General features: G+C 58.7%; 21 protein-coding genes. 11 read left to right on the plus strand and 10 right to left on the minus strand.

All coding sequences use genetic code 11. The annotated features are described in order from the left end of the window. Positions 1–158: 158 nt before the first annotated feature. Positions 159–2180 carry an AsmA family protein gene (locus tag G8764_RS15680; protein ID WP_166165611.1) on the minus strand — a complete coding sequence of 674 codons (2022 nt, stop codon included), beginning with the start codon at positions 2178–2180 and terminating at the stop codon, positions 159–161. Positions 2181–2426: 246 nt separating this feature from the next. Here G8764_RS15680 and G8764_RS15685 point away from each other — a divergent pair, with 246 nt between their 5' ends. From G8764_RS15685 to gcvH, 3 genes are all read left to right on the plus strand, one after another. Beyond that, positions 2427–3476, plus strand: coding sequence for an extracellular solute-binding protein (locus tag G8764_RS15685; protein WP_166165612.1), 1050 nt, complete (start codon positions 2427–2429; stop codon positions 3474–3476). A 24-nt stretch (positions 3477–3500) separates the two neighbouring features. Next, a complete protein-coding gene (locus G8764_RS15690; RefSeq protein ID WP_207951919.1) occupies positions 3501–5147 on the plus strand; it encodes an ABC transporter permease in 1647 nt (548 codons plus the stop codon). A 120-nt stretch (positions 5148–5267) separates the two neighbouring features. Beyond that, the gene (gcvH, locus tag G8764_RS15695) at positions 5268–5657 is read left to right on the plus strand and encodes a glycine cleavage system protein GcvH (protein WP_166165613.1); all 390 of its coding nucleotides are present in this window, start codon (positions 5268–5270) and stop codon (positions 5655–5657) included. Between the two features lie 205 nt (positions 5658–5862). Here gcvH and G8764_RS15700 read toward each other — a convergent pair whose 3' ends face one another. Beyond that, on the minus strand, positions 5863–6276 hold the full coding sequence (locus G8764_RS15700) for a flagellar basal body-associated FliL family protein (RefSeq protein WP_166165614.1): 414 nt from the start codon (positions 6274–6276) through the stop codon (positions 5863–5865). A gap of 177 nt (positions 6277–6453) precedes the next feature. On the opposite strand from G8764_RS15700, the gene G8764_RS15705 reads away from it, so the two are divergent. From G8764_RS15705 to G8764_RS15725, 5 genes are all read left to right on the plus strand, one after another. Then, entirely contained in the window at positions 6454–6939 is a 486-nt protein-coding gene (locus G8764_RS15705) for a disulfide bond formation protein B (protein ID WP_166165615.1), read from the plus strand. A gap of 2 nt (positions 6940–6941) precedes the next feature. Continuing rightward, positions 6942–7337 (plus strand): CidA/LrgA family protein, encoded by a 396-nt coding sequence (locus G8764_RS15710; protein ID WP_166165616.1) that lies wholly within the window; start codon positions 6942–6944, stop codon positions 7335–7337. A gap of 1 nt (position 7338) precedes the next feature. Then, positions 7339–8088 carry an LrgB family protein gene (locus tag G8764_RS15715; RefSeq protein ID WP_166165617.1) on the plus strand — a complete coding sequence of 250 codons (750 nt, stop codon included), beginning with the start codon at positions 7339–7341 and terminating at the stop codon, positions 8086–8088. 115 nt (positions 8089–8203) lie between these two features. Further along, entirely contained in the window at positions 8204–8659 is a 456-nt protein-coding gene (rsd, locus tag G8764_RS15720; protein WP_166165618.1) for a sigma D regulator, read from the plus strand. Between the two features lie 100 nt (positions 8660–8759). Beyond that, positions 8760–9776: a WD40 repeat domain-containing protein gene (locus G8764_RS15725; RefSeq protein ID WP_166165619.1), complete on the plus strand. Its 1017-nt coding sequence runs from the start codon at positions 8760–8762 to the stop codon at positions 9774–9776. On the opposite strand, the gene bamJ is transcribed toward G8764_RS15725, so the two are convergent. Together bamJ and G8764_RS15735 are read right to left on the minus strand one after the other, a co-directional pair. After that, positions 9763–10482 (minus strand): BamJ family beta-barrel-assembly machinery protein, encoded by a 720-nt coding sequence (gene bamJ / locus G8764_RS15730; RefSeq protein WP_243748837.1) that lies wholly within the window; start codon positions 10480–10482, stop codon positions 9763–9765. The genes G8764_RS15725 and bamJ overlap by 14 nt on opposite strands. Before the next feature lie 94 nt (positions 10483–10576). Next, positions 10577–11089, minus strand: a complete 513-nt coding sequence (locus G8764_RS15735) for a DUF4124 domain-containing protein (RefSeq protein ID WP_166165620.1) — start codon at positions 11087–11089, stop codon at positions 10577–10579. Between the two features lie 208 nt (positions 11090–11297). Here G8764_RS15735 and G8764_RS15740 point away from each other — a divergent pair, with 208 nt between their 5' ends. Further along, complete coding sequence (locus tag G8764_RS15740) at positions 11298–11978, plus strand: hypothetical protein (RefSeq protein ID WP_166165621.1); 681 nt, start codon at positions 11298–11300, stop codon at positions 11976–11978. On the opposite strand, the gene G8764_RS15745 is transcribed toward G8764_RS15740, so the two are convergent. After that, the gene (locus G8764_RS15745; RefSeq protein WP_166165622.1) at positions 11975–12559 is read right to left on the minus strand and encodes a TIGR02444 family protein; all 585 of its coding nucleotides are present in this window, start codon (positions 12557–12559) and stop codon (positions 11975–11977) included. The two genes, G8764_RS15740 and G8764_RS15745, sit on opposite strands and share 4 nt — an antisense overlap. Before the next feature lie 90 nt (positions 12560–12649). Here G8764_RS15745 and G8764_RS15750 point away from each other — a divergent pair, with 90 nt between their 5' ends. Continuing rightward, complete coding sequence (locus G8764_RS15750; RefSeq protein WP_166165623.1) at positions 12650–14566, plus strand: ABC-F family ATP-binding cassette domain-containing protein; 1917 nt, start codon at positions 12650–12652, stop codon at positions 14564–14566. Between the two features lie 135 nt (positions 14567–14701). Then, positions 14702–15559 carry a universal stress protein gene (locus tag G8764_RS15755; protein ID WP_166165624.1) on the plus strand — a complete coding sequence of 286 codons (858 nt, stop codon included), beginning with the start codon at positions 14702–14704 and terminating at the stop codon, positions 15557–15559. Between the two features lie 131 nt (positions 15560–15690). Here G8764_RS15755 and G8764_RS15760 read toward each other — a convergent pair whose 3' ends face one another. The 5 genes from G8764_RS15760 to G8764_RS15780 all read right to left on the minus strand — a co-directional run bounded on the left by G8764_RS15760 (position 15691) and on the right by G8764_RS15780 (position 20333). Then, positions 15691–16785, minus strand: coding sequence for an OmpA family protein (locus G8764_RS15760; RefSeq protein WP_166165625.1), 1095 nt, complete (start codon positions 16783–16785; stop codon positions 15691–15693). Between the two features lie 462 nt (positions 16786–17247). Then, on the minus strand, positions 17248–18342 hold the full coding sequence (locus tag G8764_RS15765; protein ID WP_166165626.1) for an OmpA family protein: 1095 nt from the start codon (positions 18340–18342) through the stop codon (positions 17248–17250). Between the two features lie 71 nt (positions 18343–18413). After that, positions 18414–19055: a DUF2959 domain-containing protein gene (locus G8764_RS15770; RefSeq protein WP_166165627.1), complete on the minus strand. Its 642-nt coding sequence runs from the start codon at positions 19053–19055 to the stop codon at positions 18414–18416. Between the two features lie 161 nt (positions 19056–19216). Next, entirely contained in the window at positions 19217–19924 is a 708-nt protein-coding gene (trmB, locus tag G8764_RS15775; protein ID WP_166165628.1) for a tRNA (guanosine(46)-N7)-methyltransferase TrmB, read from the minus strand. A 28-nt stretch (positions 19925–19952) separates the two neighbouring features. Then, on the minus strand, positions 19953–20333 hold the full coding sequence (locus G8764_RS15780; RefSeq protein ID WP_166165629.1) for a DUF423 domain-containing protein: 381 nt from the start codon (positions 20331–20333) through the stop codon (positions 19953–19955). Positions 20334–20574: the final 241 nt, after the last annotated feature.

The raw sequence follows: 20574 nt of genomic DNA on the forward strand, positions 1-20574 counted from the left end.
ATTTCTACTCTCGTTGGCTGGTTCTGATTTAGTGGCTTAACCTCGATATCCAGCTATTTGCGTACCATGGGTGTCCAGGTACTTAGTTGCATGGCTTCAATTGGGTGTCCAGTTAATACCCATGGGTGTCCAGTTAAGTCGCTCACATGGATGTCCGGTTATTTGTCTTTACGATTAAAAATACCGCGCAGAATCTGGTCCACCGCCTCGCCCTTCTCAGTGCCGAGTTTTTTCTGCACCGCTTCTTTCACTTTATCCTGGGCGCGATCTTTCAACTCGTCGCGCAGCAGGTCGTCGAGGCGCTTGCGGTCCGGCAGGCAGGTGCGCGCCGACAGCTCGTTGAGGTTGCCCTTGCAGCGCAGCGGTAACGGCTTGTTGCGCCAGCGCTCGCGCACCTGGCACTTGCGGCTGGCATCCACCTCGCCGACAAACTGCACCTCCAGCGGCACCTCGAAACTGCCGCTGCCGTAGTCCAGTTTGCCCTTGCCGCTCAGGGCCAGATTTTCCACCCCGGCCTGCAGCTGCTTGAGGTTGACCTGCTCCCCCTGAACGCTGGCTTGCAGGCTGATATCGCGCAGTTGGGTGGCGCCTTTCCATGCCAGTTCCGGTGTTGCTTCTGTGTTGACCAGCGCGGCCAGTTCACAGGCGCTGCGTTCCACATCCACGCTCGCCAGCAACAGGCTGGCGGCGTTCAGGTCGAGGTTGGCGGCCAGTTTTTGCTGCAACTCGGACACCCGGCTGCCGCTGCTGTTGGCGCTCCAGTTACCGCTGATAGCGCCGGACAAACGGGCCTCGCTGGCGAGGGCCTGCAGTAACGGTTGCAGCGCCACACTGTTGATCTGGCCGCTGGCATTGAACACCGCGGCGGGCTTGCGCGCGTCGAGATTGGCCTGCATCTGCAGTGCCCCCTGGTAGAAACCGGCCTGGAAACGCGACAGGGACACCTGCCCGGCGGCCGCGGCCAGGGTCAACTGCACCGCGCTGAATTGAAGTTGTCGCGCCTGCAACTGGTCGACAGCCAGCTCCAGCTGCGCCTGCAGATCCTGCAGGGCACTGAAATCCAGCGGCTGTTCCGCCGCCGGCGCCCCAGCCACGGCTGTTTCCGGCGCCGCTGGCGGCAGATAGCGATCGAGGTTAAAGCGGTCGCCGCGCAGCCCCAGTTTGATCGCGCCGCTGTCACTGAGCCGCAGCTGGCCGCTAAACGTGGACTCGTCCAGCTGCAGGGCCAAATCATTCACCTGCCAATTGCCCTCTGCCCCTTTTATGGCAGCGCTCAGGCCAATGCGGTTAAGGGCATCATCTGCCGCCATGACCGGCAGGCTCACCCCCAGCGCCGGCAGCCATTGCCGCAGGGCAAAAGGCGAGAGTGTTACCGCCAGCTCGGGCGCCAGCGGTTGCAGTGCAACCTGCCCGCTCAGGCTGAGATTGAGCGGGTGTTTGCCGGCGCTGGCCTGCAGTTCGATCTTGTCGAGCAGCAGGATTTGCTGCCGCAGATCAAACCCCGCTTGCCCTTCGATGCCAATCTGCAGCGGCGCCAGGTCATTGAACTGCACTTTTGCCCCCTGCCTTATCTGGAAGGTCTCGCCGCCGAGGGCCAGGTTGTCGACCTCGAGCTCGAGGTCGCTCAGTTGCACCCGGGTGGCGGCCGCTTCATCCCGATAGAGCACGCGGCCGCCATCGACCCGCAACTCGACAATGGACAGCTGCAGGCTCTGGCCAGCCGGCGGCTCCGCTTCAGTGGGGGCAGTTGGCTTGGCAGCGGTTGCTTTCGTTGCCGCGGCGTCGGCAGCTGCCATGGCCTCACTTAACTCTTCCCAGTTGGCCACGCCCCGGGCATTGCGGTGCAGGTCCAGTTGCGCTCCGCTCACGGTCAGTGCACTGATCACCACCCGCCGCTGTAACAGGGGCCTGATCTCGAGGCGCGCGCTCAGGCGCTCGACCGCCAGCAGGGGTTCAGCGCCCACGCGGACATTGTCCAGGGTCAGCCCCAGGTACGGATACCACTGCCAGCTGATCGGTCCCGGCATATACAGGGCAATGCCCCGCTCCCGAGCCAGCTTTTCCAGCTCCGGCTTGAGCACATTGGGGTCAAACAGCTGGGTGATATAGAACACCAGTGCCGCCAGTAACAGCAGCAGAATGCCCACCAGGGCGGCCACAAGCTTGAAGATTCGCGACATGATTATTAATTCTCTGGAGCAGGGTGAATGCCAGCGGGACATAAACTCTCAAACCGACCGGCCGCCGCAGCGCAGCCGCGAGAGTGTAACAAGTTGCCGCCGGCGCCGCCAAACCCTCTCTGGCAGCCTGGCCCTATTGATCTGCAACAAAGAAAACCAAAACTTCAATTGCAAGCACAAATAAGAATCACTATCATTCGTGGCCTATTTCACCATCTTCTTATATTGCACTTTCCAGGGGAACCTATGCGCCTGTCACTACTGCGCTCACCACTCGCTCTCATATTTAGCCTGCTTCTGACCGCGTTCCTCAGCGGCTGTGATAGCAACCAGGGTGACAGTGCAAATGCCACGTCCAAGCAGCCCACCATTACGGTCTACACCTCACGCAACGAACACCTGGTGAAGCCGCTGTTTGAACAGTACACCGCAGAGACCGGAGTTAAAATCCGCTACATCACCGACGAGGCCGGCCCGCTGATCCAGCGCCTGAAGGCGGAAGGTGAAGCCACGCCGGCGGATATGCTGATCACTGTCGATGTGGGTAACCTGTGGCTGGCAGCTTCACTGGACCTGTTTCAGCCGCTGCAATCGCCCGTGCTGGAAGCCAATATCCCGGCCACCCTGCGCGATCCGGAAAATCGCTGGGCCGGCCTGTCCGTGCGCGCCCGCACCATCGCCTACGCCACCGACCGGGTCGAGCCGGCGGAGCTGAGCACCTACGAGGCGCTGGCGGACAGCAGCTGGAATGGTCGCCTGTGCCTGCGCACCTCAAAGAAGGTCTATAACCAGTCGCTGGTGGCCAGCATGATCCAGAGCCTGGGCCAGGCCAAAGCCGAGCAAGTGGTGCAGGGCTGGGTCGAGAACCTGGCCACCGCACCCTACTCCAATGACAACGCCGCCATGGAAGCCGTGCTCGCCGGCCAGTGCGATGTCACGATAGTAAACACTTACTACTACGGCCGCCTGAAGAAGGCCAATCCGGCCGCGAAAATGGCCCTGTTCTGGCCCAACCAGGCCGACCGCGGCGTCCACATCAATGTGTCCGGTGCCGGCGTAACCAAATACGCCAAGCAGCCGCAAGAAGCGCAAAAGTTCCTCGAGTGGCTGTCTTCCACCGAGGCCCAGGGGCAGTTTGCCGAGATCAACCAGGAGTATCCGGCCAACCCGGCGGTGCCGGCCTCCGCCGAAGTGCGCTCCTGGGGTGACTTCAAAGCTGACGCTCTCAACGTCGAAGCCGCCGGCCGGCTGCAAGGGGAGGCGGTCAAGCTGATGGACCGGGCCGGCTATTTCTAAACTGATCGCCAGCGACTCGACCCCATGGCCCAGACCCTGAGCCGTTACGCCTCATCCGCTGCACACCGGCGGGGCTGGAAGCTGTGGTCGATGCTGGTGGCCCTGCTGGTATTGATGCCCGTATCGGTCATCTTCCTGAGTTGGGGCAGCGACCAGACCGAGATTTGGAAGCACCTGATCGATACCCAACTGGGGCGGCTGCTGCGCAATACCGCCTTCCTGCTGGTCGGGGTGGGCGCCTGGACCATCCTGCTCGGGGTCAGCCTGGCCTGGCTGGTATCCATCTGCGAATTCCCCGGCCGGCGCTACCTCGACTGGGCGCTGATGCTGCCACTGGCGATCCCCACTTACGTCGTGGCGTTTGTCGCCCTCGGCCTGATGAGTTACAGCGGGCCGCTGCAAACACTCTGGCGGCAGTGGTTCGGCAGCGGCGCCTGGTTTCCCGATATCCGCTCCGGCACCGGAGTGGTATTTGTCATGACCACGGTACTCTACCCCTATGTCTATATGCTGGCGCGCAGCGCCTTCCTGGCCCAGGGCCGCAACCTGCTCGACGCCTCGCGCCTGCTGGGCGTGAGCCCCTATCGCGGTTTCTGGCGGGTGGCGCTGCCCATGGCGCGGCCGGCGATCGCGGCCGGCACCGCGCTGGCCCTGATGGAGGCGCTGGCAGATTTTGGCGCCGTAGCGATTTTCAACTACGACACCTTTACCACTGCCATCTACAAATCCTGGTTTGGCCTGTTCAGTCTCACCGCTGCAGCGCAACTCGCCTCCCTGTTGCTGCTGTTCGTCGCCCTGGCCCTCTACGGCGAGCAGCGCGCCCGCGGCAATGTGCGCCTGCACCAGAGCCAGCGGCGCCAGGCCGGCGATCGCTATCACTTGCGCGGCGGCAAAGCCTGGCTAGCGAGTGCCTATTGCAGTTGCGTGGTACTGATTGCCTTTCTGGTACCCGTGGCCCAGTTGATACTGTGGGTGTGGGAAACCGCCGCTGCCGATATGAATGAACTCTATTGGCGCCTCATCAATCACACCTTTACCCTCGGCGGCCTGGCGGCAGCAATCACCGCCAGCCTGGCGCTATTAGTGGCCTACCAGCAAAAGCTGGAAAACCGGCACCAGCTCAACACACCGGAGCGCATTGCCACCCTCGGTTACGCCCTGCCCGGCTCGGTGCTGGCGGTGGGCATCATGCTGGCTTTTGCGGCGGTGGACGCACAGATCATCGCCCCGTTGCGGGACTGGCTTGGCCTGCCACCGAAGCAACTGCTGGTGGGCAGTCTGCTGGCGCTGTTGCTGGCCTATGTGATCCGCTTTTTCTCCGTCTCCTTCGGCCCCATCCAGTCGGCGTTTGAGCGCATCAAGCCCAGCTACCAGGAGGCGGCGCAAACCCTCGGCTCCAGCCAGTGGCAGGTATTGCGCCGCATCTACATCCCGCTGCTGACCCCGGGCATGTTCACCGCCCTGTTGCTGGTGTTTGTGGACACCATGAAGGAAATGCCGGCCACCTTGCTGCTGCGCCCCTTCGGCTGGGACACCCTGGCCGTGCGCATCTACGAGATGACCGCAGAAGGGGAGTGGGAGCGGGCTGCCCTGCCCGCCCTGACCCTGGTAATCATCAGCATTCCGCCGGTGATCATCATGATTCGTCGCAGCCGCGGCGCGGAAGCGTGATAGGGCATTTCACCGCGATTTAAAAACCGCTAAACTAGCCCGCCTGACGCACTGGCCACCCCGTTGAGCGGCACCCGCCATGCACAAATTTGCCCAAACCTGATTTTTGAGGAATACGCCATGAGCGAAGTTCGCCCGGAACTGAAATACCTGAGTAGCCACGAGTGGGCCCGAGTAGAAGAAGACGGTACCGTCACCATTGGCATCAGCGATCACGCCCAGCAAGCCCTCGGCGATGTGGTCTATGTGGAGACACCGGAAGTGGGCAGTTCGGTAAGCATCGGCGAAGAGGCCGGGGTGGTGGAGTCTGTGAAGGCGGCTTCCGACATCTACTCGCCGGTCACAGGTGAAGTGATCGCAGTCAACGAAGCCCTCGAAGACGCCCCCGAAACCGTCAATGAATCCCCCTACGACGAAGGCTGGTTTTTCAAGGTCAAGCCCACCGATGTAGCCGAACTGGACGCCGCTCTCAGCGCCGCCGATTACCAGGCCGTCTGCGACGACGAATAATCGCTGTTGCGTGCGACGTTGTTAGAGAGCGCCGCTAGCGTAAATAGTAATTAACGAGGCGCCGGTCGAGCGCCGTGGCTGCCGGCAGAATGTCGGCAGCCGGCCAGGCCCGTAACCTCGCCCAGCCCCACTTGCACTAGCACCTATACCTGTTTCGATCCCGAAAAAAAAAATTCTGGAACTATCCCGGTACCAGGCCTGGCGCCTACTTCTGCAACACCAGCTGGTTAAAGTACAAATCCATCAGCCCGTCTTCGTCATCCTCTTCCTTGAGAATCCGCTCCACTGCCGCCTTGGCCTGCTGCCGCAATTGCTCCTTGCCCTCGACGGTGTCCAGGGTTTCCTCGTTCTGGCGGCTGAACAGCAAGATTAAATCGTTGCGAATATAGGGCATATGGTGGCGAATGGAGTTGGCCGCACCGGGGTTGGCGAGGCGCACCGATACTTCCACTTTCATATAGCGCAGGCGCCCGGGGCCGCCGTAATTGACCACAAACGGCGGCTTCAGCGGAATGTAAATCGCCCGTACTGCGCCACTGGCCTCGCCCTCTTCCTGGGCGTTCAAGCCTGCGGCCAGCAGCAACAATAGCGGCAGCAGCCAGAAATTTTTCCTCAACACATGGTCTCCTCTGAATTTGTTCGACTTTCGATAGTCTGATCTTGTTTGTCTCGGGCCCTGCTATTCGGCACTGGCGGTTTACACCCCGCTCGCCGCCAACTAGCCACTGATACCGATAACCCATTGAGTTACACAGCTTTTTATCCTAGTGTAGCCCGATTTTCGCGAGGACATACAATGATCCCCAGTATTCGCTCCACCTTTCTTCTTATGTTCTTCGGCTGCGTCGGCCTAATCTTGATCGCTCTCTACTTCCAGTACGGCATGGATATGCACCCCTGCCCGCTCTGCATCACCCAGCGCATCTTCGTTATCGCCGCCGGCCTGGTGGCCCTGCTCGCGGCATTGCACAACCCCGCCCGCCTCGGTCGCTGCCTGTATAGCCTGCTGGGCATTGTCTGCGCCGCGGTGGGTGGCGCTGTAGCGCTGCGCCACGTCTGGCTGCAGAGCCTGCCGGAAGACCAGGTGCCGGCGTGCGGACCGGGCCTCGGCTATATGCTGGAAAATTTCCCGCTGCAGCAGGCACTCTCGCTGCTGTTACAGGGCGATGGCAATTGCGCCGACGTGTCCTGGTCCCTGCTGGGCCTGAGCATGCCGGCCTGGGTGGCGGTATGTTTTGCCGGCCTGATCGGCATTTACGCCTGGCAGATGCTGCGCAAATAGTCATGCTCAAGGGCGTAATCGTTATACTGCTGTTCCAGTTGCTGGGGGAGACCCTGGTTGCACTGCTGCAGAGCCCCGTGCCCGGTCCGGTCGCAGGCATGATCCTGCTGTGGCTGGCGCTGGCGATAAAAGGTGGCCCCTCAAAAGACCTGAGTGTGGTCAGCCACAACCTGATTCAGTACCTGAGCCTGTTTTTCCTGCCCGCCGGTGTAGGCCTGTTTTTTCTCCCCCCCGAATTGCACCAGTACCTGCCGGCGTTGATCAGCGCCATGGTGGCAGGCACCCTGGTTGCCATGTTGCTCAGCGGCTGGCTGCTCAAGTCACTGGCTCGCAGTCCAGACTCCACTCAAACCCGCACTCAAGTCCGAAACCCTGCCCGCAACCCGGCGGATCAATAGTATGGACGCTATCCGGGGCCTGCTGCCGCACAATTTCCTGCCAGACAATTTCCTGCAAAGTAACTCCCTGCCAAGCAACCCCCTGCTGTGGCTGCTGCTGACCCTGGCCTGCTACCAGGCCGCGCTGTGGTTGTACCAGCGCTGCGGGCGGCGCGCCATTGTCCACCCGATTGCCACCAGTGCGCCGTTTATCGCCCTGCTGCTGTGGCTCAGCGACATCCCCTACCGCGACTATGTGGCCGCCAATCAACTGTTGTATTTCCTGCTTGGACCCACCACCGTGGCACTGGCTATTCCCCTGTACCAGGAGTTTCACCACATCCGCAAGCTGGCCCTGCCGGTGCTGCTGACGGTGCTGCTGGGCAGCGCCGTGGCGGCCCTCAGCGCTGTGGGCATTGCCTGGCTGGTGGGCGCCAACCGCCTGGTGCTGCTGTCACTGGCACCGAAATCCGTTACCACCCCCATCGCCATAGGGATCGCCGAGAATATCGGCGCCCTGCCCACCCTCACCACCGGTGTGGTGGTCTTTACCGGCGTCATCGGCACCCTGCTCAGTCCGCTGGTATTTTACCTGTTGCAGCTGCGCGATATGCGCCTGCAGGGAGTGCTCCTGGGCCTTAATGCCCACGGCATCGGCACAGCCCGCAGCTTTGAGATACACCCGACCGCCGGCGCCTTTGCCACTCTCAGTATGGGCCTGACCGGCATTTTCAGCGCCTTGACCCTGCCCTACGCAGTGCGGCTTTTCTAAGCGCCGACGCGCGCCCGGCGAATGGCCAAATCGGTCATCCCGCGGGACCTGAATCCGTTGTACAATGCTGGGTAAGGAAGCACAAATACAACAATCCAGTCCGAGGAATAACGCCATGCTTGAAGATCTGCAATCGGCCCGAGAACAATGGGGTGGCGTCAATGACACCATTGACCGCTGGCTGCGCGAGCGACAGTTGTTGCTGGTCGATTACTGCAGCCTCTCGGATGAACCGGACGGCGATCAGGCCGCCGCCAAGTTGCAGCGTACCTGCCAATTGCTGGTGGACTATATTTCTGCAGGCCATTTTGAGATTTACGACAAGCTCATCAAAGAGGGCAAGGACTTCGCCAACGACAAGGCGCTGGCCGAGGCCAAGGGACTGTTTGCCGACATCGACAACACCACCGAGCACATCCTCGATTTTAACGACAAGTACCAGGAAACCGATGACCTGAGCAGCCTTGCCCAGGACCTGTCCCAGCTGGGTGAAACCCTGGCCACCCGCTTTGAAGCCGAAGATCGAATGATCGAAGTCCTGCACAACGCCCACAAAGACCGACTACACTAATGTAGTGTCCGGTAGAAGACACACCGTCTAACTTTGCACCCTGCCGCCGCTAACCATTAGCGGCCGCCATGGGCGTTATTTATCAGCAGGAACCCGTGTCATGAACCCCCCGTTTAGTTTTTCCCTGCGCCGCAGTTTGAGTCTGCCGGCTGCTGCCGCAGTGCTGCTTGGCTGGCTGCTCGGCTGCAGCTCCGGCCAGCCGCCGAGCTCCAGTATTGAAGTGGCTGTCAAAGGCGCCCAGGCCGCTGCCGTATCGGCGGATGGCGAGTACGCCAGCATCGGCTCGATCCATCACGGCGGCAGCTTGTGGCGCCTCCGCGATGGCGAGCGACTCTACGACTGGAACCACAAGGCAGGCGAGCAGACCACCATTATCGCCAGTGATTTTTCCGCCGACGGCCGCTGGGCACTGACCGCAGACGTCTACACCATGGTGCTCTGGAGCCTGCAGGACGGACAGGCGACCCGCTACTGGAATGCCCCCGGCGAAATCCTGTCGGTGGCACTGAGTGCCAATGGCGAGTTTGCCCTGCTCGGGCTCGCCGACCACACCGCGGTGCTGTTTGATATCCAGCGCGGCGGCATCAAGCGCACCTTTCACCTGAAAAACCGGGTGCGCAGCGTTGCCCTGAGCGACAACAGTCGGCTGGCACTGACCGGCTCCGAGGATTACAGCGCAACCCTGTGGGACGTGGCCAGTGGTAACCCGTTGCAGCAAATTATGCACGACGACGACGTGCAGATGGTGGCTCTGAGTGGCGACGGGGAACTGGCCCTGTCGGCGGCAAAATACGACAAGGCGCTGCTCTGGCACACGCGCAGTGGCAAGGTCATTGGTGAAGTGCCGCTGGCGGCAGAAAAACTCAACCGCGGTATTCGCTTTACCGCAGCGAGCTTTAGCCAGGATGGCAAATTGCTGCTCACCGGGCGGCCGGACCAGACGGTGCAACTGTGGGACACGCGCAGCCTGAAGCAGCTGCAGCGCTGGCAATTACCTAAGCGGGACGCCTGGAAGCCCACCGGAGCAGCGGTGCTGGCGGTGGGCTTTGGCAAGAACGCCAACCAGTATATTGCGGTGGCATCCGATGGTTTCGTGCATCGCCTTACTGGGGGTTAGCGTTGGCGTTGGCGTTAGCGCTCAGCAATTCGATTTCAAACACCAGGGTCGCGTTGGGACCAATGTCGCCACCGGCGCCACCTGGGCCATAGGCCAGGTTGGATGGAATGTACACTTCCCACTTCGCCCCTTCAGACATCAACTGCAGCGCTTCGGTCCAGCCTGGAATCACCTGGGTAACGCCGAAGGTGGCCGGCTCACCGCGGCTGTAGGAACTGTCGAATTCAGTGCCGTCGAGCAACTTGCCGCTATAGTGCACAGTGACCTGGTTGGCCGCGGTTGGCTTGGGGCCGGTGCCCTTGGTCAATACCTTGTACTGCAAGCCGGAGGCAGTGGTGACCACGCCGGCTTTCTTGGCGTTGGCTTGCAGGAATGCCTGCCCTTCTTTCTGGTTGGCTTCACTAACGACTTGCATGGCCTGGTTGCGCTTGGCCTGCATCAACTCCTGCAGTGAGCGCATCGCCATCTGCATCTCTTCCTGGGTCAGTTTGGGCTCCTTGCCCGCCTCCACATCCGCGAGCGCCTGGGCAAACACCTTGATGTCGATATCCACCTGGTCCTGCTTGAAGTTTTGACCGATGTTGTAACCGAGCACGTAACTGACACGCTCGGTAAGGGTCGTCATTTCAGCGGCCAGAGTAGCCGGCACAGCGGCGATGGTCAGCGCCGCCGACATGGCAGCACCCATAAAAAGCTTTCGGGACATATTGGTTTCCTGATGTTTTATACTATTCGCCGCGGAGGCGATCGATTAATACTGCGTCTTCTGACCAGAAGATAGCGCAGTCGTTCATGGCGGATTAAATTTTTTCCAATAATTCCTGCCGCTGCTCGCTTTGCTGCCGCACTTCCCTGGCGTCTTCCAGCAGGGTTTTAATTTGTGACGGTTGCACGCTGAGCGGATATGGTAACCCATCTGGCGGCGCAGCCACACTGTTCTCAGTCTGGTTTTGTGACCTTGACGGCAGTTCGATGCCTTTTATCAAGTTGGTATACGGGTTGACAATGACCGACTGGACCTCGGTATCCAGACTGGCGTCCGGTCGCTGGTCGGAATAATTCCAGCTGCCATCCGCCGCCCGCCACTTGTATACCCGCTGGGATCCCGCCGGCACGGCAACTTCGGCCGCGTCGCTCGCCCCCGTCTCGGTCAGTGCCCGCCAGTAGGGTTGCAACGCCTGGCGCCAGGCGGCAAGGTCGGGCAGCAGTTGCCCGGCGTCCATCCACGGCCGACCGTCGGCACGCTTGAGGAAGAACGGTGCCGCCAGGCCAATGACCAGGATACAGACCAGGAATTTCAGATACAGCTTCATGAGTCTCGGCGCCCGCCAGCCCATCACCGGGTTTATGAATTTAGATCACATCTATATCTTAGCCGACCTCCGCGCCGAGCGAAAACTTTCCGCCACTCCGTTTATATTTCTGCCTTGGGCAAGCGTATAAAAACCGCTTCGATACGAGTATCATGCGCAGGATAAATCTACACCTGTCATTCACACCTGCAATAATGGAGGAGATTCAATGGCCGCTCGTAAAGCCAAAAGTCCGGTCGATCCGGTTGCCGACCTCGAAGCACAGCTGGCAAAACTGAACACCCAGTTGGAAAAAGCCCGCATTAAAAAACTCGCCGACGCAGAAAAAGCCGTGCTAGCGGCCACCAAAAAACAGGCCGCGGCGAGCAAGAAACTGGATACAGCAAAGAGCAAACTGAGCGCGGCCAAGGCCAGCCTGAAAAGCAAGAAAACCGCAGCCAACCTTACCCGGGTAGAGCGCGGCAAAGAACTGGTCAGTGCCCAAAGAGCGCTATTAGCTGAAGCGAAAGAAGCGGTGGCCGCCGCCAAGGGCGAACTCGCCACACTCAAGCAGTCTTACAAAGTCGCTATGGCTGTGACCAAAGCGGCAGCCAAGGCAGAGGTAGAATTGGCCAAAGCGGCGGCGAAGAAATCCCGCGCCAAAGCGACCAAAAAGGCCCCGGTACGCAAGAAAAGCACACTCAAAAGAGAGAACATCAAACGCATGCTGAAAGCACGCTCGGCCGCCAACAACGGCAACGCTGCCGCTGAGGCAGCGAACAGTGCAGCGCCCAAAAGCAGCGCCAGCGGGCAGCTGGCAGCGGCACCATTAACGGCAGCGCCTGCAGTGCAGAGCCCCGAGCCCGCTGACAGCCCGGCGACCAGCCCGAGCCTGTTTGGTGACGATTAGATCTTGTCCGCGCCACCGCTCCCGTCACTAGTTGGGAGCGGTCGCTGCAACCGTTGCAGTGCACTGGCAGCGGCATCACCCCGACGTACTAGCACCTCGCGCAAGCGCACCTGATAGTTGTCAAGGCAGTCAGCCAGCACCTCGCGCGCGTAGCTCTTGTTGGCACTGCTAGCGTCGAAGCTGGCGGGCAACGACTGCAGCAGTAACTCGCGCTCGAACTCCGCTGTCAGCCGCTGCAATCGGGCCAGCTCTTTTTTTTCCGCCCATAATTCCAGCTTGCCGACCTGGCGCCGCAGACCCAGCGTGAATCGACCCTTGGGCAGGCGCCGCCGCCAGCGCCGCAGCGGCACTACAACAGCACTGTGCCAGGGATGAATAGTCCGCTGCGCCCGGTCGTAAAAATCTCTCCGGTAGGGCACGCCATGTTGGTCCAGCCACAGCGCCCACAACAGGACATTGACATTGATTCCGTGCCGATCCTGCAGCTCAATGCATAGCGACTCCATACCGGGAGTCTGGTAAAGTGCGAGGTTAAATGGCCACAGGGAACGGCGGGGTATCTGCACCTTTTTCAATGGCATCCATTTAATCCGGTTACCGCCAGCCTGAAGCCCCTGCCGCGGTGCAGGCCGACTCCGCTAACTCGATAACTGCCAATATTTAAAACACCGATGATTACACTGAACCAGCTGAGTTTACAACGGGGCAGCAAGATATTGCTGGAAGATACCTCCCTGCGCCTGCACGACGGACACAAGGTGGGGCTGATCGGAGCCAACGGCAGCGGCAAGACCACTCTGTTCAAGTTGTTGACCGGGCATCTCGCTCCGGATCAGGGCGACTGCTCGGTGCCGTCGCACTGGCGTATTGGCCACATGGCCCAGGAGATCACCCACAGTGATCGGCAGGCGCTGGATTACGTACTCGACGGTGATACCCGCTTGCGTGAACTGCAGACCCGCATCGCCCGCACCCCGCCGGAGCAGGGCGAAGAGCTGGCCAAGCTGTACGCCGATTTTGAAATCATCGACGGTTATACCGCCGAGTCCCGGGCCCAGGCGCTGCTGCATGGCCTCGGCTTTCGTCCCGGCGACGACCAGCGCGCCGTCAGTGATTTTTCCGGTGGCTGGCGAATTCGCCTCAACCTGGCGCAGGCTTTAATGTGCCCTGCAGACTTGCTGCTGCTGGATGAGCCCACCAACCACCTGGATCTCGATACCACCTGGTGGCTGGAACAGCGCCTGCAGCAGTTTCGCGGCACCCTGCTGGTGATTTCCCACGACCGGGATTTTCTCGACAATACCGTCAAACACATTGTCCACGTGGACCGGCAAAAGCTGCAGCTTTACAACGGCAACTACTCGGCCTTCGAGCGCCAGCGGGCGGAAAAGCTGGCCCAGCAGCAGCAGATGTTCCAACGCCAGCAAACCCAGGTGGCGGAAATCGAGCGCTTTGTCGCCCGTTTCCGCGCCAAGGCCAGCAAGGCGCGCCAGGCACAGAGCCGGCTGAAAGCCCTCGAGCGTCTTGAAATCATCGCCCCGGCCCACGTGGATTCGCCGTTCAGCTTTACCATTCCCTGCGCCGAGCGCACCTCACAGCCGCTGCTGCAGCTAAGCGACGCCGCCCTGGGCTACCCCGGCAAACCGATTCTGGACAAGGTGAATTTGCGCATCGAGCCCGGCAGTCGCTTCGGTTTACTGGGGCCCAACGGGGCCGGTAAATCCACCGTGGTAAAAAGCCTGGTAGGTGATATCGAATTGCTGGGCGGAGCACGCACCTGTGGCGAACACCTGGCCATCGGCTACTTTAACCAGCACCAGCTCGAGGCGCTCGACCTGGAGGCCAGCTCGGCGCTGCATATCCAGCGCCTGTCGCCCCAGGCCAGCGAACAACAAATTCGCAATTTTCTCGGCAGCTTCGGCTTTCAGGGCGACCGCGCCTTTGATGGCATCCGACACTTTTCCGGCGGCGAGAAAGCGCGCCTGGCGCTGGCACTGATCGCCTGGCAAAAACCCAATTTGCTGCTGCTGGATGAACCCACCAACCACCTCGACCTGGAAATGCGCGAAGCGCTGACCCTGGCCCTGCAAACCTACGATGGCGCCATAATCGTCATCTCCCATGATCGGCATTTGCTGCGCAACACCGTCGACGATTTCCTGCTGGTGGCCGAAGGCCAGGTGACAGCCTTTGCCGGCGACCTGGATGACTATCACCGCTGGCTGCAGCAGCGCCAGGAACCGGCACCCGGATCCGTCACCGGCACGGATGACAGGGAGAACAAAACCGATCGCAAGCAACAGCGGCAACAGAGCGCTGCCCTGCGCCAACAGCTGCAGCCATTGCGCAAAAAAGTCCAGGCGGCAGAGAAAGCCGTGGACAAATGGCAGGCGCAACTTAACCAGCTCGAAACGCAACTGACTGATACCAGCCTCTACACCAGTGAGCGCAAAAGCGACCTGCAAGCACTGCTGCAGCAGCAGGGGGAACTGCGCACCAAGCTGGCCGCCGCTGAAGAGAGCTGGATGGAACTGAGTGAGGAGTACGAAGCCATGGAAGCGGAACTAAACCAGGCGCTGGCGGAGTAATCCCTGCTACTACCCCCGCGAATAAACCGGCGTTTATTGATCTGGAACAAACCTGCGCGGTTTCAGCCTGTCCTTGTTGTGGGCACTGTGACATATTGACGAAGTACTGTGACAACTTACCACAGGAGTCAGGTTATGGTGTCAGCAACCCTCTTGGTCGTGATCGACCCCACCACCAGCGAACAAAAAGCCCTGAAGCGAGCCGAGCAAATCGCCGTGGACAGCTGCGGGCGCTTGCATTTATTTTGCTGTGATTATTTGGAAGATATCGGGGAGTTCAGCTCGCGCAAGGCGGCCAAACATACTCTGCTGCAGGAAAACAGGGAGGCCCTGGAAGCCCTGGCAGCCCCTTTGCGCGCCGAAGGCCTGGAAGTGACCACAGAAGCCTACTGGAACCAGGACTGGCAAGAGTCGGTGGTCCGCGCTTGCGTCCGGGTGGGTGCAGATTTGGTGATCAAATCCTCCATGTACCACAGTCGCCTGCAGCGACAGTTGAAGAAGTCGTCGGACTACACCCTCTTGCGCAAGTCGCCCTGCGCCACCCTGCTGGTCAAGGACAGTGCCCCCTGGATGGAGCAAACCCTGGTGGCAGCACTGGCCCTCGACGCCAACGACGGGGAGCACGAGACCTTGAACAGCGCCATCATGAAAGAGGCGCAGCGCCTGGCACAGGCAACCCAGTCACAACTGCACATCATCGCGGCGCTGGAACACAGGTCCGACGCCGCGGACGCGCTGCAGCTCTTGCAGGACGACGATGACGAGCTGTCCAATGAAGCCGCTGTCGGCGCGCGCTTCGGCGTCGACCCAGAGCGGGTGCATATAAAGAAGGGCAATCCACGGGACGTGATCATTGAAATGGCCAGCGAGCTGCGCGCCGATGCGCTGATCATCGGCACGGTTGCCCGCCGTGGCTTGCGCGCCGCGCTGCTGGGGAACACCGCGGAGAAAGTGCTGGATCAACTGGATATGGACATCCTGGTGGTCAATTAGGCGGTGCGACCAACCGCCTTGCTCCGCCTTACAACGGCGTTTATGAATACCTGGGCAGTCAAAGTACCAAGCAATAAAAAGCCGCTCACTTGCGTGAGCGGCTTTTATTTAACCGTTAACCCGCTGGCGGATTAACGAGTTTGCATGGTCTCTACCTTGGTCTGGACTTGAGCAACAACCCGACGGTTGGCAGCACGTCCTTCCTTGGTGGAGTTGCTGGCTACTGGCATGTTCTTGCCATAACCCTTGGCAGTCACACGGTTGGCCGGAACACCAAACTCGCTCACCAGTTTCTTGGCAACAGCTTCGGCACGACGCTGGGACAACTGCATGTTGTAGTCAGCGGCACCACTGCTGTCGGTGTGACCCTGGATTTCCACTACAGTGTTGGCGTACTGACGCATAAAGTCAGACACACGCTTGATTTCCGCCAGGTACTCAGGCTTGACCACAGCACTGTTGTTGTCAAAGTTCACTTTCAGCTCGATGGATACGGCCTTGGTCAACTTGATCGGACAGCCATCGGCATCGACTTTCAGGTTCTTGGCGGTGTTGGGGCACTTGTCCCTGTAATCGAAGACGCCGTCGCCATCGCTATCCAAAGGACAACCCTGGGCGTTAACACTGGCACCGGCCGGCGTGTTGGGGCAGGCATCAGCGCCGTCTTCAACACCATCGCCATCGCTGTCGATAAACTTGGGGGTGGCCTTGCCGAAGGCGTAGTTCAGGCCCAACTGGATACCGAAATCGGTCTGCTCCTCGTCAAGGCTGTTAAACATACGCACGTCGCCGCGAAAGTTCAGGTGATCAGTCAGTGACTTCTTCAAGCCTACACCCAGGTTAATGCGGGTCTCGTGTGGATCAGCACTGTTCTTCACGTCGTAAGTCACATCACCAATACCGGCGACGAAATACGGGGTAATGCCATTCTGCTCGTCCAGGTGATAGAGAGCGTCAAGGCGCATTTCTTCCGGATTTACATCAACGCCAAAGTACGATGAGTTTGCTTTCGTCCACCAGGCTTCAACGGTCCAGTTCGGGTCGATGGCGTAACCTACACCCAGACCCCAGAATGGCTCGTCAGTCAAGCGACGATCATCATCAAACAGGTAATGGCCCACGGCGCCGTTCAATTCGATTTTTGAACCTTCGGCGAACACGGTCGGAACGGCTACCAGACAACTTATACCGATAGCAGCGGCCAACTTGTTAAATTGAGTTTTCATGAAACTTCTCCTTACAATTTTCATAGTGATAAAATTTTTCGCCTGAGCGAATTACGGTTTTCCTTTCACCGCCCGGGTGTCGTTAAGCACGACGCCTCCAGAGCGATTGAAGCTTCTAAACAGTTAAATAAAGAAAGATTCTTTTTTCTGGCCCCATCAAGCGCATTTCGTTGGCAGCTGATGACCCAGGTATGTGACAGGTTGTTATTAGATGTGGGTTTTACATGGGGGTTACTGATTGTATCCAGAAGATTGGTGCCTATTATGCAGAACCTCTCTGAATGAAACCTGAACGCCAGGGTTTTTTGAATACTTTTTTGGTTTTTACGAACTGCATCACTTCGACGTGGACGGCCTGGCAGTCGTCACTCCCTTACCTCTGGAATAGTTGTTACACCGGAAAAGTAAAAAGCCGCCCACTTGCGTGAGCGGCTTTGGTTTAACCATCAACCCGCTGACGGATTAACGAGTTTGCATGGTCTCTACCTTGGTCTGGACTTGAGCAACAACCCGACGGTTGGCAGCACGGCCTTCCTTGGTGGAGTTGCTGGCTACTGGCATGTTCTTGCCATAACCCTTGGCAGTCACACGACCGGCCGGAACACCAAACTCGCTCACCAGTTTCTTGGCAACAGCTTCGGCACGACGCTGGGACAACTGCATGTTGTAGTCAGCGGCACCACTGCTGTCGGTGTGACCCTGGATTTCCACTACAGTGTTGGCGTACTGGCGCATAAAGTCAGATACACGCTTGATTTCCGCCAGGTACTCAGGCTTGACCACGGCGCTGTTGTTGTCAAAGTTCACTTTCAGCTCGATGGATACGGCCTTGGTCAGCTTCACCGGACAACCGCTGGCATCAACTTTCAGGTTTCTGGCCGTGTTGGGGCACTTGTCCTTGTAGTCGTAGACGCCGTCGCCATCGCTATCCAGCGGACAACCCTGGGCGTTAACACTGGCACCGGCCGGAGTGTTGGGGCAGGCGTCAGCGCCGTCTTCAACACCGTCGCCATCGCTGTCGATAAACTTGGGGGTGGCCTTGCCGAAGGCGTAGTTGAGGCCCAACTGGATACCGAAATCGGTCATCTCTTCGTCAAGGCTGTTAAACATGCGCACGTCGCCGCGCAAGTTGAGGTGATCAGTCAGCGCCTTCTTCAAGCCCACACCCAGGTTGATACGGGTCTCGTGGGGGTCAGCACTGTTCTTCACGTCGTAGGTCACATCGCCAATACCGGCGACGAAATACGGGGTAAGTCCGTTCTGCTCTTCCAGGTGATAGAGCGCATCAAGGCGCATTTCTTCCGGATTTACATCAACGCCAAAGAACGATGAATTAGCTTTCGTCCACCAGGCTTCGACGGTCCAGGTGGGGTCGATGGCGTAACCTACCCCCAGACCCCAGAATGGCTCATCGGTCAAGCGACGATCATCATCAAAAAGGTAGTGGCCCACGGCGCCGTTCAATTCAAATTTTGAACCTTCGGCGAGCACGGTGGGAGCGGCTATCAAACAACTTACACCGATGGCAGCGGCCAACTTGTTGAATGTAGTTTTCATGGTACTTCTCCTTGCTGTTTTTTCTTTTTTAGTTAATTGCACTCGCGCAGGCGAGTTCTGTTGAAATCCCTTCACTGCCTGAGGGTCGCCATAAACGACTCTGCCGCGGCGATTGAAGCTTCTACATCTTTGATAAGCAAATTAATATCTTTCTTTAAACTCCCAAACTCGTTTTTAAGAGAGGCAATGGCGCGGGCATTAAGGTTGTGTTTCAGGTACAAGGATTGATCCCGCAGGGTATCCAGGACCGGGGCCATTTTCCGCTCTGTGCGACGCATAACCGTCAACATGGTTTGATAGCGCCGCCGAGTGTCCTTCAGCTGCGCGGCACTGTCACGACGCAAACTGCTGCTGGTGTACTCATCCAGTTCATCTTCCCACTCGTCAAACAGGGCTTCCGCCACCTCGTTCACGCTCTCGATCCGAGCGCTTAATTTATCCGCGCGCTCCTGGCTGGCTTCGTATTCCTCGCTGATGATCTTGTAGGTTTTTTCCAGCTCACCGCCGTCAAAATTGAGTTCGTGGGAAAACCGTTCCAGCGCTGAGGCAAACTGCTCCTTGACGTCAAGCTGCGCCTCTTTGACATCATCAATTCGGTCGACAAGAATATCCCGCTTGTGAAAGCCTATGGTCTCCATGGCGCTGTAATAGGTCTTTGCGCAACCGGCAAGCCCCACCACCAGTATCGTCAACAACAGATATCGCGCCAACATGAATTGTCCCCAATATTACATTAAGCCAGCTTGAAAAATTTCATCGCTGAACTGCAGCTTTACACGGCACCTCAAGGTGCTGTCGCCGTTCACAAGTGGATTAACGCACAAAAAAATTAATTAGAAAACCCTTATGTTGCGGCTTTACACGACAAAAGGTGTCAGCGCTGGACTTGAAAAACCAGGTCCCAGACACCGTGCCCGAGCTTTTCACCACGCTTTTCAAATTTTGTGATCGGCCGATAGTCTGGCCGCGGTGCAAACAGGTATTCCCCGGCGACGTTGACCAGCCCCGGCGACAGGGTCAACACTTCCATCATATGTTCTGCGTAAGCTTCCCAGTCGGTTGCCATGTGTATGATACCCGAAGGTTTGAGCTTATTATGCAAGGCAGCAATGAATGGTAACTGAACGATGCGGCGCTTATTGTGCTTTTTCTTATGCCATGGATCCGGGAAATACAGCTGGAAGCGATCCAGGCTGGCGTCGGCGATACAATCGTGCAGTACATCCAGGGCGTCAGCCATATAGATACGCAGATTTCTCAACCCTTCTTTGCCCGCGTTATTAATCAGGCAGCCAACTCCCGGCGGGTGGACTTCGATGCCAATAAAGTCTTTCTCGGGTTCGTTGCGCGCCATATGCAGCAGCGAATCCCCCATGCCAAAACCAATTTCCAGTACCACTGGCGCCTCGCGACCAAAACAGGTGGCAATATCCAGAGGACCATCGAACAGGCTCAAGCCATAGTCCGGCCAGTAGAGATCGAAGGCCTTTTTCTGCGCCGCGGTAATGCGACCGCCGCGGATCACATAGCTGCGAATGGCCTTTTTTTTGAATTCCGGCTTGAAGTCCAGGGTATCATTCATCGTCTTTGCTTCTCTCTCCACGATTGGACTAGACATCCGTTAAGCGCCAACTGCCCAACAGCAGCAAGAGCCAGCCGAGTATAAAACTCAAACCGCCCAGCGGAGTTATCGGGCCCAGCCAGCTCGGGCCACCGAGGGCCAAACCGTAGAGGCTGCCAGAAAATAAAACTATGCCGGCGATAAACGCCCAGCCGCTCCAGTAGAGCGCCCCGGACTGGGGTAGATGCAGCGACAACAATGCCAGCAGCAAGAGCGCCAGGGTGTGGTAGAACTGGTAGTGGACGCCGGTTTGAAACGCTGCCAGCAACGGCGCCTCTATTTTGCCCTTCAATCCATGGGCGGCGAAGGCTCCCAATACCACCGCCAGCAGCCCGCTCACTGCCGCTATTACCACAAACGGTTTGACCATAGTCCTATCCTGACTCAATAAAGCCGGCATTGTATTGCCCCACGTCAAAAATTGACAGGCTAGCTGCGGTACCAGGCAGCGAATCAAGACAGCGGCCGTCAAGGCGCCGCTCGCCATGCCTGCCGCAGGCAAAAAAAAGCCGCGGGTAAACGCGGCTTTTTACAACGGAATTTTTAGTACTGCATATTCAGTAATCGGAGCTTTAGGTCGAGCCCCCGAACCTTGCTTTTGCGCCTTGATG

This window comes from Pseudomaricurvus alcaniphilus (assembly GCF_011440395.1).
In the GTDB taxonomy this organism is placed as follows: domain Bacteria; phylum Pseudomonadota; class Gammaproteobacteria; order Pseudomonadales; family Cellvibrionaceae; genus Pseudomaricurvus; species Pseudomaricurvus alcaniphilus.

Excerpts from the sequence above, each read along its gene's own strand:
- G8764_RS15690 (WP_207951919.1), top strand. The coding sequence starts at position 3,501 with ATGGCCCAGACCCTGAGCCGTTACGCCTCATCCGCTGCACACCGGCGG.
- G8764_RS15735 (WP_166165620.1), bottom strand. The coding sequence starts at position 11,089 with ATGAAGCTGTATCTGAAATTCCTGGTCTGTATCCTGGTCATTGGCCTG.
- G8764_RS15745 (WP_166165622.1), bottom strand. The coding sequence starts at position 12,559 with ATGCCATTGAAAAAGGTGCAGATACCCCGCCGTTCCCTGTGGCCATTT.
- G8764_RS15710 (WP_166165616.1), top strand. The coding sequence starts at position 6,942 with ATGCTCAAGGGCGTAATCGTTATACTGCTGTTCCAGTTGCTGGGGGAG.
- G8764_RS15680 (WP_166165611.1), bottom strand. The coding sequence starts at position 2,180 with ATGTCGCGAATCTTCAAGCTTGTGGCCGCCCTGGTGGGCATTCTGCTG.
- G8764_RS15715 (WP_166165617.1), top strand. The coding sequence starts at position 7,339 with ATGGACGCTATCCGGGGCCTGCTGCCGCACAATTTCCTGCCAGACAAT.
- bamJ (WP_243748837.1), bottom strand. The coding sequence starts at position 10,482 with ATGTCCCGAAAGCTTTTTATGGGTGCTGCCATGTCGGCGGCGCTGACC.
- trmB (WP_166165628.1), bottom strand. The coding sequence starts at position 19,924 with ATGAATGATACCCTGGACTTCAAGCCGGAATTCAAAAAAAAGGCCATT.
- G8764_RS15755 (WP_166165624.1), top strand. The coding sequence starts at position 14,702 with ATGGTGTCAGCAACCCTCTTGGTCGTGATCGACCCCACCACCAGCGAA.
- G8764_RS15740 (WP_166165621.1), top strand. The coding sequence starts at position 11,298 with ATGGCCGCTCGTAAAGCCAAAAGTCCGGTCGATCCGGTTGCCGACCTC.
- G8764_RS15765 (WP_166165626.1), bottom strand. The coding sequence starts at position 18,342 with ATGAAAACTACATTCAACAAGTTGGCCGCTGCCATCGGTGTAAGTTGT.
- G8764_RS15760 (WP_166165625.1), bottom strand. The coding sequence starts at position 16,785 with ATGAAAACTCAATTTAACAAGTTGGCCGCTGCTATCGGTATAAGTTGT.
- G8764_RS15685 (WP_166165612.1), top strand. The coding sequence starts at position 2,427 with ATGCGCCTGTCACTACTGCGCTCACCACTCGCTCTCATATTTAGCCTG.
- G8764_RS15780 (WP_166165629.1), bottom strand. The coding sequence starts at position 20,333 with ATGGTCAAACCGTTTGTGGTAATAGCGGCAGTGAGCGGGCTGCTGGCG.
- gcvH (WP_166165613.1), top strand. The coding sequence starts at position 5,268 with ATGAGCGAAGTTCGCCCGGAACTGAAATACCTGAGTAGCCACGAGTGG.
- G8764_RS15770 (WP_166165627.1), bottom strand. The coding sequence starts at position 19,055 with ATGTTGGCGCGATATCTGTTGTTGACGATACTGGTGGTGGGGCTTGCC.
- G8764_RS15725 (WP_166165619.1), top strand. The coding sequence starts at position 8,760 with ATGAACCCCCCGTTTAGTTTTTCCCTGCGCCGCAGTTTGAGTCTGCCG.
- rsd (WP_166165618.1), top strand. The coding sequence starts at position 8,204 with ATGCTTGAAGATCTGCAATCGGCCCGAGAACAATGGGGTGGCGTCAAT.
- G8764_RS15750 (WP_166165623.1), top strand. The coding sequence starts at position 12,650 with ATGATTACACTGAACCAGCTGAGTTTACAACGGGGCAGCAAGATATTG.
- G8764_RS15705 (WP_166165615.1), top strand. The coding sequence starts at position 6,454 with ATGATCCCCAGTATTCGCTCCACCTTTCTTCTTATGTTCTTCGGCTGC.